Here is a 14,681-nt window from a genome sequence, read left to right on the forward strand (position 1 = left end):
TGCCTGGCTGGTGGTGGCGGGCCGCTCCCTGCGGCACGCCACCCGGCACGTGCGCCGTCCGGCCCGTCAGACGGTGGACTGGGCCCCCGGCAGGGCCGCGCCGAAGTCGATGTCGGCGTACCTGCGCTTGAGTCCGGCGCCGGTTCCGCCCGTGACCGTGGAGCCGCTGGTCACGGGCCCGGCCGCGGATCCCCGGGCGGTCCACAGCAGACCGTCGGAGTTCTCGCCGGGCGCCCCCACCATGACCTCGGCCTTGCCGTCCTTGGTGACGTCGACGAGGTGGGTGGCGGCGCCGAATCTGTCGCCGCTCTCGGCGGCCCCGGGCACGCCACTGGTGTTCTGGGTGTAGCCCTTCGCTCCGGCCGTGGTGAGACCGGAGGCCGATCCGCGCAGCAGGGTCGCGCCGCCCGCGTAGCGGGCGGACCCCACCGCCTCCCCCGGAGTGCCGACGAGGACGTCGGCGTACTTGTCGCCGTCGGTGTCGCCGACGCCGAGGGACATCCCGAACAGGTCGCCGTCTTCGCCGGCGCCGGGCACGCCCGCGGTGTCCTGGTGGATGATCTGGGGCTTCTGCGTGGGGGAGATGCCCTGCGCGCTGCCGTAGAGCACCTCGATCTCGCCGCCGCGGTGGGCGGGGGTGGTCCCGGACATCAGGGAGGCGTCGTAGGGCACGCCGGTGACCAGGTCACCGTAGCCGTCGCCGTTGATGTCGCCGATCTGCCCGGACAGGCCGTCGGCGAGAGGCAGTTCGGTGTAGCGGCCGTCGTCGCCCTCGGCGTGGACGGGTCCGCTCACGTCCCCGTCGGTGGGGCCGGGCAGCCAGAAGCGTTCGGCGCGTCCGTCGCCGTCGACGTCGCCCATGACGACTCCGCGGTTGGTGCCGAGTTCGTTGACGAAGTGCCGCTGCGCGGCGCCGCCGGTACGGGTGAACGGACCGGTGTAGGTGGTGGCGCCGCAGTCGCCGGTCACCGAGAGGTCGGGTGCACCGTCACCGGTGACGTCGCCGACGGCCAGACCGGCCCCGAAACCGCAGCCCTCGTCGAGCCCGGTCGGCGTCGAGATGGAGGCTCCGCCCTTGAGGCCGGCCGGGCCTCCCCACACAACGGTCAGCGAGCCGACGCCTCCCATGGTGCCGGCGGACTCGGAGGGTGTGCCGACGAGCAGGTCGGCGTAGCCGTCGCGGTCGAGGTCGGCGGACGTGACGGCCGTGCCGAACCCGTCCCATTCCTCCGACGTCCCGGGTACCCCGGTGGTGGACTGGGTGATGACCGTGCGGTGGGCGGCCGAGACTCCGCTCGCCGAGCCGTACAGCACGACGACCGCACCCGCGGCGTCCACCGCGCCGTCGGCCGCTCCGGGCGCTCCGACGGCCAGGTCACGGTAGCCGTCACCGTTGAAGTCATCCTGTACGGCGGCGGTGTTGGCGCCGCGGTAAGGCGCGGCGGCGGCTGCCGGGCCGGCCAGCAGGACGACCGCGGTCAGCGTGGTGGTCGCGCTGACGGCGATCGCCGCGCTCAGGAAGCGAGAGAATCCGCGGGAGGTGCGGACCTGCGGGGGGTGCGGCATGACGGCTCCAGGTTCGGGGGCGTGCGGGGCGGGGCGGAGGTGCGTCACGGGCCGGTCACCACGCTTCCGAGGCGGGCGGCGCCCGCGGAGCCGAGGCCCGCGCCGCCGGTGCCGAGGTTGACGGAGCCGGCCGCGGTGACGGACGAGGCCGAGCCGCGCAGCGACCACACCGCTCCCGCGCCGCCGTTCTCACCGGAGGCGGCGACGACGAGATCGCCGTAGCCGTCCCTGTTCGTGTCGACGATCCGCACGGCCGACCCGAAGGCGTCGCCGGTCTCCGAACTGCCCGCCACACCCGCGGTGTTCTGCGTCCAGAGGCGGGCGTGAGCGGCGTCCAGCAGTCCGGTCGTGCCGCGTACGACGGTGACCGCGCCGCTCGCGCCGTTCTCGCCCGGGGCTCCGATCACGAGGTCGGCGCGACCGTCCTTGTCGGTGTCGCCGATCGCGACGGAGGCGCCGAAGCGGTCCTTCGCCTCACCGGCACCGGGTACGCCCGCCGTGTCCTGCGTGATGGTCTGGACCCGGCTGGGCGAGCCCGAGTAACCGGCGTCGTAGTAGACGGTGACCTCGCCGCCGAGGGAGGCGTCCGGGCTCTGCGAAGGGTCCTCGGGGTTGCCGATGACGAGGTCGGGGGAGCCGTTGCCGTCCAGGTCCCCCACCGCGGACGTGGTGCCCGCGGGCAGGTCGCCACCCTCGAAGCCGGCCGGGTCCGCGAAGTGGGTGCCGGGGTCGTCGCCGGTCCCGTCGGCGCCCCAGCCGCCGTCCCCGACGCCCCGGCCGTGGACGATCAGGCGGTCGTCATCGGTGTTCGGCAGGTCGATCGCCGTCAACGCGACGATGCCGTAAGCGGGGTTGAACGCGAAGCCGTTGCCCGAGGTCCCGGACTGCGCCGTCAGGTCAGCGGGTACGAAGGTGACTTCGGCGTCGTTGGCACCCACGGCGATCGACAGCTTGCCGTCGTTGACCGGGTTGAGGCCGTTGTAGGTGCCCACGGCCAGCGTCCGCCCGTACGCGTCGTGGGACGACGGCCAGGGGTCTTGGACCGGCTTCGCCTTCGTCAGTCCCGAGGACGTGCCGTAGACGACGGTGACCGAGCCTCCGCCGTCGTCGCCCGCGACGTCCTCGCCGGGTGAACCGACGACAAGGTCGCTGTAACCGTCCCGGTTGAGATCGGAGACCACGACGGCCGCCCCGAAGAGGTCACCGGCCTCGGCCGCGCCCGGGATGCCGGTGGAGTTCTGTGTGAGGACGGTGCGCCGGGCGGGGTCGATGCCGTGCGCGGTGCCGTAGAGCACCACCACGGCACCTGCCTTCGCGTGCCCTGCCACGGTGGCATTCGGGGCGGAGACGACGACGTCGCGGTATCCGTCCTTGTTCACGTCGCCCGGTGTGCCCACGGCAGCCTCGGCACTCGCCATGGCCAGGGGGGTGAGGCCGGAGGCCAGCAGGGTCGCGGACATCAGCAGAGTGCGTTTACGCACGGGCTACTCCAGGGAGCGTGCAGCGGAACGTGACATGACGCTGTCATGGACAGTGCTCGCAAGACTCCCGGGATGATCAAAGGGTTGTGCGGGTCGGCGATGTTTTTCCGGCCGGGCACAGGAGCTCCGTACCGGCCACGCGGACCACGGCACCGCCCGGTGGCGCGTGCGGCGCGGGCGCCGGTCTCATGAGGTGGGCGGCCCGCCGACCGGCAAGGCCCGTCACGACAACCTCGGGGCCGCGGTCGCCCAGGTGCTGGGCTTCTCCCGGCATCGCGTCTAGGTCGAGCGCTGCACGGCGTTCCGTTCCCCGACCCATGGTGTTCCACAAGCCCTTCAGGTGGCCGACAGGTGGCACCTCTGGCACAACCTGGGCGAAACAGTCGAGAAATGCGTCTACCGCGCCGTCGGCGAAGTAGGGGGCACGATTGCGGCGGCGACGGGCACAAACAGGGCCTGGCAATGGAGAGCTGTCCATGCGTAGTCACCTGTCCACCGAGCGAACCCGCGCCAAGCACGCGACCGTTCACGCCCCTGGCCACCGGACACTGCAAGCGGTCCGTTGCCCGACAACCCGGCATGGGCCTCAACGCCTTCCTGCGCTTCTCCCGCGGCAGTACCCCGGAAGACCTGTTCACCGACCAGTGGCAAAACCGCCCGACCAGGCTCGATGCCTTCAAGCCCTACCGCGACCGACGCTGGCAAGACGGCTGCACCAGCGCCTGCAAACTTTGGGAAGGTGTCAGGAACACGCTGCGGGGCAAGCCCAGCCCATCGGGCCCCGGCCACCACCGTCAGCCCGCGCCGTCACCCGCTGGATCCTCACCCACCCTGCCGCGCTCACGGAACGCGACGGGCTCCGGCGCAAGGCAGGCAGTCCTGGCGGCGTCAGGAGTCGACGCCGCCCGACAAGGCTGGTGGGCGAAGGCCGCAGTCATGCTTCAGGGATGTTTCGGGCAGCGCTCAGTTGGCGTACGCGGGTTCCGGCTGATCGCGCTCGGCCTTACTGCCGCGGTCATGACCGCGCCGCCGGGTCGGCGCCCGTTCAGCCGATGAATTGCACCAAGCGGGGGCCTCCGGCATGGGCCACCGAGTGGCCGGGTTCCAGGGCTCCTGACGCCCAGGCGCCCAGCCAAGGGCGACATCACGAAGGGTGTGCACGATGACGGCCCTCCATCTGTCGCAGGGAGCCCTGGCCGTAGGTGGTGCCGGCGAGGAATGCGTGGTGACGCATGCTCTCGTCAAGGTCGGACAGGCAGTTGGGCCCCGGGGTGCGGGCGTTCCCGACGGACGACGATGGGGCTTGGCCCAAGGCCCCCTGCTCTCTGGTCCCTGCCCGGCACGCCGGACGCGGCGCCGCCGTATCGCGTTCACCGCGCTTGCGGCCTCGACGGCGGCGATGGTCACTTCATACTTCAGCAGTTGGCTGTACGGTGAGAAAATCTTGCCCATGCCCGGGCACCCGGACTGGGAGGCCCCGGAGCCCCCGGGCTCTCGAAGAGCTCCTGACGGCATTGATGGAGCCCTCGCCACCCCCTCGCACAGGTCGGAGAAGATGTCCTACTCGTCCGTCAGTGTCGGCGCTCCCGATCCCGCTCCCGTCACGATCCTCCTCGTCGAGGACGACGAGGTGATCCGTAGGTCGGTCTCGATGGCGCTGGAGCGTTACGGCTACGACGTCAGGACGGCGGGCGACGGACTGACCGGTCTCGAACTGTTCCGGGAGGGCACGCACGACCTGCTGTTGCTGGACGTGATGCTGCCGGAGCTCGACGGCATCGGGCTGTGCCGCCGCATCCGGGAGACCAGCATGGACCCGATCCTGATGATGTCGGCACGTGGTGACGGGCTGGACGTCGTCGCCGGCTTGGAGGCGGGCGCCGACGACTACGTGGTCAAGCCGGTCGACACCGCTGTGCTGGTGGCCCGCATCCGCTCACTGCTGCGGCGGGCCAGCTTCACTCCAACCGCCGCGGCAACGAGCGGACCGGAGCAGTCAGGCACACCGGCCCGGTCGGGCCATCTCGACCAGTCCGACCAGCCTGCTCTGCTCGTCTTCGGGGATCTGGCCATCGACACCGCCGGCTTGGAGGTGTTCCTCTCCGGCGAGTCGGTCGCTCTGGCCCCCACAGAACTACGGCTGCTGCTGGAGTTCGGCGCGAATCCCGGCATCGTCCTGGATCGGCAGACCCTTCTGCGCAACGTGTGGGACTACGGCTGGGACGGCGATACCCGCGTCGTCGACCTGTGCGTGCAGCGGCTGCGGAAGAAGATCGGGTCCGAGCGGATCGAGACGGTCCGAGGCTTCGGCTACAAGTTGCGGCGCTGAGATGGGCACCGTCCGAGCCCTGTTCCACTGGCGGTCGCTGCGCTGGAAGATCGCCGTGTTGGTGGCCGTGGCATGCTGCGGCATCGCGCTGACGGTCGGCCTGCTGGTGCACCGCAGTACCTACGAGCGGTCGATGAACGACGGTGCGGCCAGGGCCTACACCGCCCTGAGTACCGCCCTCACCTCGGACAGCCCGGAGGCGACGGACAGCCTTGTCCACACCCCCGAGGGGATGCCACCGGCCCTGGCGCGGAGCGTGCGGGCTCATGGCCAGGCCGCCCTGTACGACGAGAGCAACCGCTATCAGCCGCGGATGTGGGCAGGGCAACTGCTGTCTGACGGCAGAGTGGCGGCGACCTTCGTCGACATGACCCCCGACCAGCTCAGCCGCAGCGCCCTGGACCGGCACATGTGGCAGTACTCCCTGCTCGCGCTGGCCGTCGTCGTACCCCTCTCGGCTCTCGCCGCCGAACTGCCCAACCGGAGGCTGCGACGGGTGGCGCGGACCGCCCGCCGGATCGCGGCGGGGGACTTGGCCGCCAGGACCGAGATGCGCGGCCGGGGCGGCGACGAGATCGCCGAGATCTCGGACACCGTCGACTCGATGGCCGACAGTCTGCGGGGCCGACTGCTGACCGAACAGCGCTTCACCGCCGATGTCGCACACGAGTTGCGCACCCCGCTCATGGGTCTGGTCACGTCCGCCGAGCTGCTCCCGGAGAGTGAGGCCACTGATCTGGTCAGGGACCGGGTGCGGGTACTGCGCACCCTCGTCGACGACCTGCTGGAGATCTCCCGGCTGGACGCGGGCGTGGAACGCGCCCAACTGCGGCCCGTCGTCCTCGCCGACGTGGTCCAGGACTCGCTGGCCCGCACCGGCGTGGAGGCGCGGCTCGCAGTCGGCGGCGCGCCCGTCGTGGCCGAGACCGACCCGCGGCGACTCGACCGGATCCTGGCCAACCTGGTCGTCAACGCCCACCGGCACGGCAGTCCGCCGGTCGAGGTCACCCTCGAGGGAACGACGGTCGTCGTCCGCGACCACGGCTCCGGCTTCCCCGCCAGCCTCCTCGCGGAAGGGCCGCAGCGCTTCCGCACCAGCACGGCCGACCGTGGCCGCGGCCACGGTCTCGGGCTGACCGTCGCCTCGGGCCAGGCCCAGGTCATCGGCGCGTCGCTGACCTTCTCCAACGCCACCGAAGGCGGAGCCGTCGCCACGCTCCGGCTGCCGCCGACCGGCTGACGCGACAGGGCTGATACACGACGGATGACCGGCCGAGCGCTGCCGGATCCACGGCCACGGCCCTGCGGAGATCCTCCTCGCCCAAGGTGGCTGACGTGCGAACGCCGCTCGTCAGCCCGCCAGGAGGTACCGCTCTCATGCGTCTTTTCCGTGTTCTCGGCCTGCGCGGCTCGCGCCAGGTGAGACCACCATGGCGGCCACCGTCGACGGGCCGCCCGTGGTTCCCTCCTCGCCGGACAGACCGGCCGGTCCGCCCCTCCCTGGTCCTCCTTGGCGTCGGCGTCATGGCCCTGATCAGCGTGGCCGTTCTCGGCGTCTCCGTCCGGCTCACTTCCGGCGACGGCGACTCGCGCGTCGGCCCGACCACCGCGCGCTCGGCCGCGGGGACGTTGCCCTGGCCGCGGGAGGGCCAGACGAGCGTCCTGGTCGAGGGCCTCGGTGATCGTGGTGATCTCGGGACGAAGGGCACACAGATGCCAGTGCCGATCGCCAGCCTCACGAAGGTGATGACCGCGTACGTGATCCTCCGCGACCACCCGTTGCGGATGGGCGAGGCCGGTCCCGACATCGCCGTCGACCAGCAGGCCGAAGGCGAGTACGTGCCGGGCGGCACGGAGTCGAGCGTGCCCGTCAGGGCGGGGCAACGGCTGAGTGAACGGCGGCTGCTGGAACTGATGCTGATCCCCTCCGGAAACAACATCGCGCGCCTGCTGGCCCGTTGGGACGCCGGCTCGCAGGAGGCGTTCACTACGAAAATGAACCAGGCGGCCCACGCTCTGGGCATGCGCCGCACCACCTACACCGGCTCCAGCGGCTTTGAGCCCACAACCACCAGCACATCCGCCGACCAGATGAAGCTGGCGCGGCAGGTCATGCGCGACGAGGTGATCCGGTCCATAGCCGCGATGCCCAGCACCAGCGTCCCCGGCGCACCTGGCCCTATCCCCAACACCAACGCGCTGCTGGGCACGTCCGGCGTGATCGGCCTCAAGACCGGATCCAGCACCCCGGCCGGCGGCAACCTGATGTGGGCGGCCACCGCGCCGGACGGCAGCGGACGCGACCGTCTCATCCTCGGCGTCGTCCTCCACCAGCAAGCAGGCACCAGCCCCCAGCAGGGGCTCCAGGCCGCCTTGGCCAACAGTGCCGCGTTGATCGACCGTGTGCGGCTATGGCTCGCGCAGACCGAGCCCGGGACGCAGTGAGACCACAGTGACATCGACGCTCAGCACCCCTTCCCCGCGACCGGCGCCCTCTCCCGTACCCGAGCCCGGCCTGGGCACCGGCGCCTGGCGACGCGGCAGGATTGTCGCAGCCCTCGCACTGCTGGCCGCGCTGGTGATGCTGGGCCACGCCCACATCCCCAACAAGGTTGGCAACATCGGCAGCCTCATCGAGACCTTCCTGCCCTGGACGGGCCTGGCCGTGCCGTTGCTGCTGGTGTGCGCGCTGGTCCGCCGGTCCGTGACCGCCGCCGCGGCCGTCCTGCTGCCCGCGGTCATCTGGTGTTCGCTCTTCGGCGGGACGCTCGTCGACAAGCGGGCCCGCGGCGGCGATCTGACCGTCGTGACACACAACGTCAGCGAGCACAATCCGCACCCGGTACGCACGGCACGAGCCCTGGCGGCCTCCGGTGCCGACGTAGTGGCCCTCGAAGAGCTGGGCGGCGCGGAGACACCGGAGTACGTCAGCACGCTGGCCCGCACCTACCCGTACCACTCGGTGCAAGGCACCGTCGGCCTGTGGAGCAGCTACCCGATCGCCGATACCCGGCCGGTCGACATCTCGCCCTGGGCGCGCGCCCTGCGCACCACTGTCCGCACGCGCAAGGGGCCGGTCGCCGTCTTCGTCGCCCACCTGATGTCGGTCCGCTTCACCTCCTCCGGCTTCACCACCGAGGACCGCAACGCCGCAGGGCGGCGCCTCGGCGCCGCCCTGCGCGCCGAAACGCTCCCTCGCATCGTGCTCGTGGGTGACTTCAACGGCACCCTCGACGACCGGGCGCTGTCCGCCGTCACCTCACAACTGCGCTCGGCCCAGTCCGAGGCGGGTGCCGGGTTCGGCCTCACCTGGCCCGCCTCGTTCCCCGTGGTGAGGATCGACCAGATCCTCGTACGCGGCGTGGACCCACGCGCGTCCTGGACGCTGCCTGCCACCGGCAGCGACCACCTGCCAGTGGCGGCCAGGTTGAGGTTGTGAGTCGTCCACTGCACAGGGCGTCGCGGTGTCCGTCCGCCCGCCGGCCGAAGAGAACCAATGACCACGACCGACGTGACCCCCGTCCGGCTACTGATAGCCGACGACCAGGCCATGGTGCGCGGCAGCTTCCTTGAACCTCGAGGTGAACGGCACGATGACCTGCTCGCCACTCGGCAGCGTGATCGGAAGCGGCGGCGTGTGCGCGCCTTGCGGGTCAGTGCCCTCGCGACTGTTTGCGGGTGGCCGACGTCACCCTGCAGGGGCCGGAACAGGCGGGCACATCGGCTCGTCTCTGAAGCGAACAGCTCCGAGCACACGCGCCGCCGCCCACGGGTGGTAACCGAGAACCTGGCAGTGGGCGGAGACGCCGCTGTCGTGCGGCTCCGCCCGCCGTTCCAAGCCGTGACCTGACGAGGCCCACCGGAACACCGATGTCTCGCACGGATGCCGCCGACTGGCCCAGCGTGCTCCAACTACCGTGCCGCCCGCGTGCTCGTAGTTCAGAGAAGGCGCGGACGCCGTAGGACGGGAACGGCATCGGCGACTTCAAGGCGCGGGCGAAGCTCGCCGCGAACCGGAGCTCGTCATACAACGTCATCACCGGCGACGCCCCAGGGGGAACGCCCGGGACACCTCGGGCGCGGTGCGGCGCAACACCGGTGCACGGAGTGGGCCAGGGCCCTGTCCATCTATGACGCCGGGCGTGAACCCGTTCGCCGCGGATCGGCAAGTACAGGGTGTGAACACCAGCCATCCTGACACTCACCGACCCCACCAACGGACGGACAGTCCATGACCGACTCGGCCGGCGGCGACGCCGAGCTCATCACGGCCTCACTCGCCGAACCCGAGCGTTTCGCGGCGCTGTTCGAGCGTCACGCCCCGGCGATCCACCAGTACGTCGCCCGACGCCTGGGCCGGGACGCAGCCGACGACGTCACCGCCGACACGTTTTTGACGGCCTTTCGGATACGGGCCCGGTTCGACCCGGCCCGCGCCGGCGTGCGGCCCTGGCTGTACGGCATCGCCGCCAAACAGATCGGCCGGCAGCGCCGGGAGGAGGTCAGGGCGCTGAAGCTGCTCGCCCGCACCGGCCACGATCCGGTCGCCGATAGCTGGACCGAATCCGCCGACGACCGCCTGGCTGCCGAGGCCGCCACCCGCCCACTGGCCGGGGCGCTGGCCCGTCTCTCCGCGGGTGACCGGCACGTCCTGCTGCTCTTCGCCTGGGCCGATTTCAGTTACCAGGAGATCGCCGAAGCCCTCGGCATTCCCGTCGGCACCGTCCGCTCCCGTCTCAACCGCGCCCGCCGCAAGCTGCGTACCGCAACCGGCGCGGCCGGTGGCCCCCTCACCGAAGCTCGCATACACGAAGGCGATCCCGCATGAACGAGCTCTCCGAAACCCGTGCCCTGCGCGCCGACGCCCCCCTTCCCGACGCCGACCAGCTCGCCGCGCCGCGGGCCCGGCTCACCGCGGTGCTCCGGCAGGAGACCCACCGCGGGCGGGCAGCCCTTCCCCGGCGCCGGATGATCATGGTGGGCGCCGCCACCGCAGGGGCCCTCGCCGTGACCGCCGGGATCGTCGCGGTTCTGCCCGAGGGCAGCCCCCGCGCCCCCGTCGGGAAGCGCCCCCAGGTGCTGTCGGCGGGCGCCTCCGTCGACGCCCTCGAACTGGCCGCCGCGACCGTCGAGAAGCACGACGGCACCGAACCCGGCCCGAAGCAGTGGGTGTACGAGAAGAGCACCGTCTTCGTCGAGGGCAAGCCGCAAAGCAGCGAGGAGTGGACCCGCTGGGACGGCACTGGCCAGGCCAAACTGCCCGGCATCCCCCGGGCTGGTGACATCTCGGACTTCGACCCCGACGAGCTCCAGGTCTGGTACGGCCCGAACCAGGAGGAGAAATGGAAGCGGGAGGGGTACGACGACCGCTCCCAGCGGCAGTTCTACCGCTTCCTCGCCACCCTGCCGAGCGACCCCGACCGCATGATGAAGCGCATCCGCGAGGAGCACGCCATCGGCTCCATCGACGGGGAGACGCGCGCACAGCGCGACTGGCGGGAGATCGACGTCCTGTACCGGTCGGTGCTGATCCCGCCGAAAGTCCAGGCAGGCCTGTTCCGGGCTCTCGCGAAGATCCCCGGCGCCCGGGTGACGACCGGCGTCAAGGACCCGCTCGGCCGCGCGGCGATCGGCGTGAGCGTGAACTATGCCAAGAGGGCGCCCTCGGGCTCGCAGGGCAAACAGGAGATTTTCTTCGATCCCGAGAGCTACGCCTACCTCGGGCAGACCCGCGACGACGGAGAGACGGTCAGCGCCCGCGCCGCCTGGGGCGTCGTCAACAAACCCGGCGCCCACCCCTGAGCACCGCGAGCGGCACACGGTGTGACACCGGGCGCGTCTCGTCGCCCGTGAGGCTGTGAACGCGGCGGCTCGGAGTAGTCGTGGGCGTCATCGATGAGCACCCCGGCGTAAGGCTCTGTCCGGCGGGCGTGCAGAACGGCGACACCCTGTTCTTCGAGAACGGAATCATCGGAGAGCTCGACCTCAACGGCGCGGCCTCCAACTCCTCACGCCTCATCGCCGTTTGGACGGACACCGGATCTTCCCCGTGTGATCCGGCGCCGTCCCCGCTGAGTAGAAGTGCCGGTGGTCGGCAGGCGAAAGCCCCGGCTGGACGGGGGAGGCCAGCCGGGGCCGTGGGTGGTGGCGGGCGGAGGGCGGTCGCCACGCGGCGGGGTGCTCCATGGGGCTTCAGCCGTACGATCGTCCCCAGGGGCGGAGCGTGAGGCCCGGGGACTCTGTCCCCTCCACCAGCCACATACAGAGGAACGGTCAACCGTCGTCAGGTGTTCCCGCTCGCTGCCCTGACCGCGGTGAGCTGGAGCACAGCCGTCACCGTGGTCAGGTGGTGAAGTCGGCGACCAGGGCGGCGAATTCGTCTGGGGTGGCCAGGCGGATGCCGAGGTCCTCGGCCTTGGCTCGCTTGGATCCTGCGCCTTCCCCGGCCACGACCAGGGTGGTCTTCTTGGAGACGCTGGAGGAGGAGCGGCCGCCGGCGCGTTCGATGAGTTCGTTCATCTGGTTGCGGCTGAGTTTTTCCAGTGCGCCGGTCATCGCACCGGTGACCACGACCGTCATCCCCGCCAGCGGCCCGGCCGGCACCTCCTGGTCGCCGGCAGAGGCTTCGGCGTTGCCGTCTGCGGGCGCCGGTGGGGTGGCGCCGGGTTCGGTCATGTTCACTCCCGCCGCGGTGAGTCTGTCGATGAGCGGGGCGAGTTCGGTGAGCTCGGCGACGATCGACGGAGCTTTCTCGGTGCCGATGCCTTCGACCTGCTGCATCGTCTCGGCGTCGGCGGACCGGATGTTGTCCATGGTGGCGAAGTGGCGGGCGATGCGGCGGGACATGGAACGGCCGGTGCCACGGACGCCGAGCGCGCACAGGACCCGCGACAGCGGCTGGTCCTTGGCTGCGGCGATCGCGGCGAGGAGGTTGTCGGTGCTGGTCGCGCCCATCCGCTCCAGCGCCAGTAGTTGGTCACGGGTCAGGGCGAACAAGTCGGCGAGATCGGCCACCAGGCCGGCTTCGACGAGCTGCACGATGCGGGTGGTGCCCAGGCCCTCGATGTCGAGCTGGTCGCGGCCGGCGGCGTAGGACAGGGAGGCGACCAGGTGGCAGTTGCGGCCTTGTTCGCACCGCCAGCGTTCCTGGCTGGTGTCGATGGCGGAGCCGCACCGCGGGCACACCTCGGGGAACACGATCGGCTGCTCGTCGCCGGTGCGCAGGTGGGCGACGGGGGCTTCGATGCGCGGGATGACATCGCCGGCGCGATGGACCATGACGTGGTCTCCCAGGCGCAGGTCGCGGCGGGTGATGTCGGCCGGGTTGTGCAGGGTGGCGTAGGTGATGGTGGCGCCCTCGATCTGCACCGGCTCCAGGACGCCGCGCGGGGCGATGATCCCGGTGCGGCCCACGTTCCACTCCACCTCGATCAGGCGGGTGATCTTCTCCACGGCGGGCAGCTTGTAGGCGATCGCCCAGCGGGGCGCACGCGACCCGGATCCCGCGGCCTGCTGGTCGGCGGCCAGGTCGGCCTTGATGACGATGCCGTCGATCCCGAAGGGCAGCCCGGCGCGCAGGGCGGCGATCTCCCGCACCCGGTCCAGGACCTCCTCCACGGTCGTGGCGACGATCCCGGGGGCCGCGGTGGCGGCCGGGGTGTGCACTCCCAGCCGGGCGGCCAGGACCATCAGGTCACTGTGCGCGAGGGTGCCCAGATGCTCGGCGAACTCGGCGTCGGTGTCGGGCTGGGGCAACAGGCCGTAGCCGAAGAACGTCATCGCCACCGTGTATGCGCGGTCCTTGGCCCGCAGGGAGCCCGCGGAAGCACCGCGCGGGTTGGCGAAGGGCTGTCCGCCGTGGGCGGTGCGCACCTCGTTGGCGTGCTCGAACTGGGCCGTCGTCATGAGGACCTCCCCGCGCACCTCCACGGTGACCGGCTCGGCCAGCTTCTCGGGCAAGCCCTCGATGGTGCCGATCGCGTGCGAGACGTCCTCCCCGGCGATCCCGTCGCCACGGGTGATCAGCCGCGTCAGGCGCCCCTCGGTATAGCGGGCCGCCACGGCGAGACCGTCGAGCTTGGCCTCGACGCTGAACTTCTCGACTTCGTGGCCGATGCGGCGGGCCAGGGAGGCCGTCCACGCCGTGAACTGCTCGGGCGAGAACACGTTGTCCAGGCTCAGCATCGGCGTCGTGTGCGGCACATCGCCCATGACCGCGCCGCCGGCGACCTTACCCGTGGGGGAGTGCGCCAGCACCTGGTCGGGGTGCGCGACCTCCCACTCCGCGATACCACGCACCAGCCTGTCGTAGGCGTCGTCGTCGAGGGATGAGGTGCCGTCCGTGTAGTAGGCGGCTGCGGCCGCCACGAGGGCCTCGACGGCCTGCGCGTAGGCCGCGGCGTCCACGATCGGAGCTGATGGTGTGGTCATGTGGTCATCCTGCCTGCCGCCACTGACAACAGCACCGGCCAAGCCCGCGCGGGCCGTCGCCGAGCAGCTCACTCACCACAGGCTCACGGGCGATGGCCCCTTCGACCCCTACGCCGAGGCCGCGCGAACCAGCCCATGTCAGGCACCCTCGGTATCTGCCCCTAACTCCGTGTCTCTTCTTGTCCTGAGCCTGCTGCGCACGTGCTCGCGCACTGGTTGCTCCTGGACGTCACTGCTCTCATCCTCCCCGCACCCTGTGACCGTACGAGCCGGGTTGCATCTGGTCATCTCCTGTGTCCGTAGCGGACAGCTCCCGTGGGCGTAGGTGCGGCTGTTACGGCCGGCCGCCGCTCCAAGGATCCGCCTTGCGCGCCAGCTTCTTCGCTCGGCGGCGTACGTCGGCGGGGAGGCGGTGGAGGACGGTGCGGGCTACCCGGCGTACGGGCGGAGCCGAGGTGGTGCGCAGGTAGAGGTGGTGGGGGAGTGTGGCCGGCCCTGGTGGGCGGACGGAGAGGCGGAGCTGGCCGTCCGGGCCGTCCCAGACCGGAATGACCAGGCGCGGTGGGGTTCCGACCCTGGCAGAGCCGAAGCTGACACCGACCCCGGGGCCTGCGCGGCGCGTTGTGTCGGCGCCGGGTGTCACGCGCGCTCTGCGGCCCACGCCGAGGAGTTGGGCGCTCGCCCACACCACATGTGTGCCGGGTTCCATGGGCCGGCCGCCGGCCAGGGTGAGGGGGTCGATGGGTGTTTCACCGGTGAGTACGACCCGGTGACGGCCACCGCCGAGCGGCTGGGTGCGTGGGGTCAGGTCGGCGTCGGGGTACCACCAAAGGTCCCGGGCGGTGTCATGGACGAGGAGTTCGCCGTGGGCGTGG

The 14,681-nt window shown here is 71.2% G+C and carries 9 protein-coding genes and 1 pseudogene; 6 read left to right on the top strand and 4 right to left on the bottom strand.

Annotated elements, in window-relative coordinates; genetic code table 11:
• Positions 1–66 precede the first annotated feature (66 nt).
• Positions 67–1,566: an FG-GAP and VCBS repeat-containing protein gene (locus ACZ66S_RS38480; RefSeq protein WP_469906228.1), complete on the bottom strand. Its 1,500-nt coding sequence runs from the start codon at positions 1,564–1,566 to the stop codon at positions 67–69.
• Between the two features lie 44 nt (positions 1,567–1,610).
• On the bottom strand, positions 1,611–3,047 hold the full coding sequence (locus tag ACZ66S_RS38485; RefSeq protein WP_469906229.1) for a hypothetical protein: 1,437 nt from the start codon (positions 3,045–3,047) through the stop codon (positions 1,611–1,613).
• Between the two features lie 1,555 nt (positions 3,048–4,602).
• Between ACZ66S_RS38485 and cseB the strand changes: the two genes are divergently transcribed.
• From cseB to ACZ66S_RS38515, 6 genes are all read left to right on the top strand, one after another.
• The gene (gene cseB / locus ACZ66S_RS38490) at positions 4,603–5,376 is read left to right on the top strand and encodes a two-component system response regulator CseB (protein ID WP_469906230.1); all 774 of its coding nucleotides are present in this window, start codon (positions 4,603–4,605) and stop codon (positions 5,374–5,376) included.
• Between the two features lies 1 nt (position 5,377).
• Complete coding sequence (locus ACZ66S_RS38495) at positions 5,378–6,616, top strand: ATP-binding protein (RefSeq protein WP_469906231.1); 1,239 nt, start codon at positions 5,378–5,380, stop codon at positions 6,614–6,616.
• 284 nt (positions 6,617–6,900) lie between these two features.
• Entirely contained in the window at positions 6,901–7,821 is a 921-nt protein-coding gene (locus tag ACZ66S_RS38500) for a D-alanyl-D-alanine carboxypeptidase family protein (RefSeq protein ID WP_469906232.1), read from the top strand.
• Positions 7,822–7,891: 70 nt separating this feature from the next.
• Positions 7,892–8,815 carry an endonuclease/exonuclease/phosphatase family protein gene (locus ACZ66S_RS38505; RefSeq protein WP_469906242.1) on the top strand — a complete coding sequence of 308 codons (924 nt, stop codon included), beginning with the start codon at positions 7,892–7,894 and terminating at the stop codon, positions 8,813–8,815.
• 792 nt (positions 8,816–9,607) lie between these two features.
• Positions 9,608–10,204: an RNA polymerase sigma factor gene (locus ACZ66S_RS38510; protein WP_469906233.1), complete on the top strand. Its 597-nt coding sequence runs from the start codon at positions 9,608–9,610 to the stop codon at positions 10,202–10,204.
• Positions 10,201–11,178 (top strand): CU044_5270 family protein, encoded by a 978-nt coding sequence (locus tag ACZ66S_RS38515; RefSeq protein ID WP_469906234.1) that lies wholly within the window; start codon positions 10,201–10,203, stop codon positions 11,176–11,178. The genes ACZ66S_RS38510 and ACZ66S_RS38515 overlap by 4 nt, the downstream gene beginning before the upstream one ends.
• Positions 11,179–11,718: 540 nt before the next feature.
• On the opposite strand, the gene ligA is transcribed toward ACZ66S_RS38515, so the two are convergent.
• Both ligA and ACZ66S_RS38525 read right to left on the bottom strand, forming a co-directional pair.
• Complete coding sequence (gene ligA, locus ACZ66S_RS38520) at positions 11,719–13,806, bottom strand: NAD-dependent DNA ligase LigA (protein ID WP_469906235.1); 2,088 nt, start codon at positions 13,804–13,806, stop codon at positions 11,719–11,721.
• Positions 13,807–14,140: 334 nt separating this feature from the next.
• Positions 14,141–14,681 (bottom strand): annotated as a pseudogene (locus ACZ66S_RS38525) (glycosyltransferase family 2 protein); the annotation flags it as partial.

Source organism: Streptomyces sp. NPDC107471 (assembly GCF_055582845.1).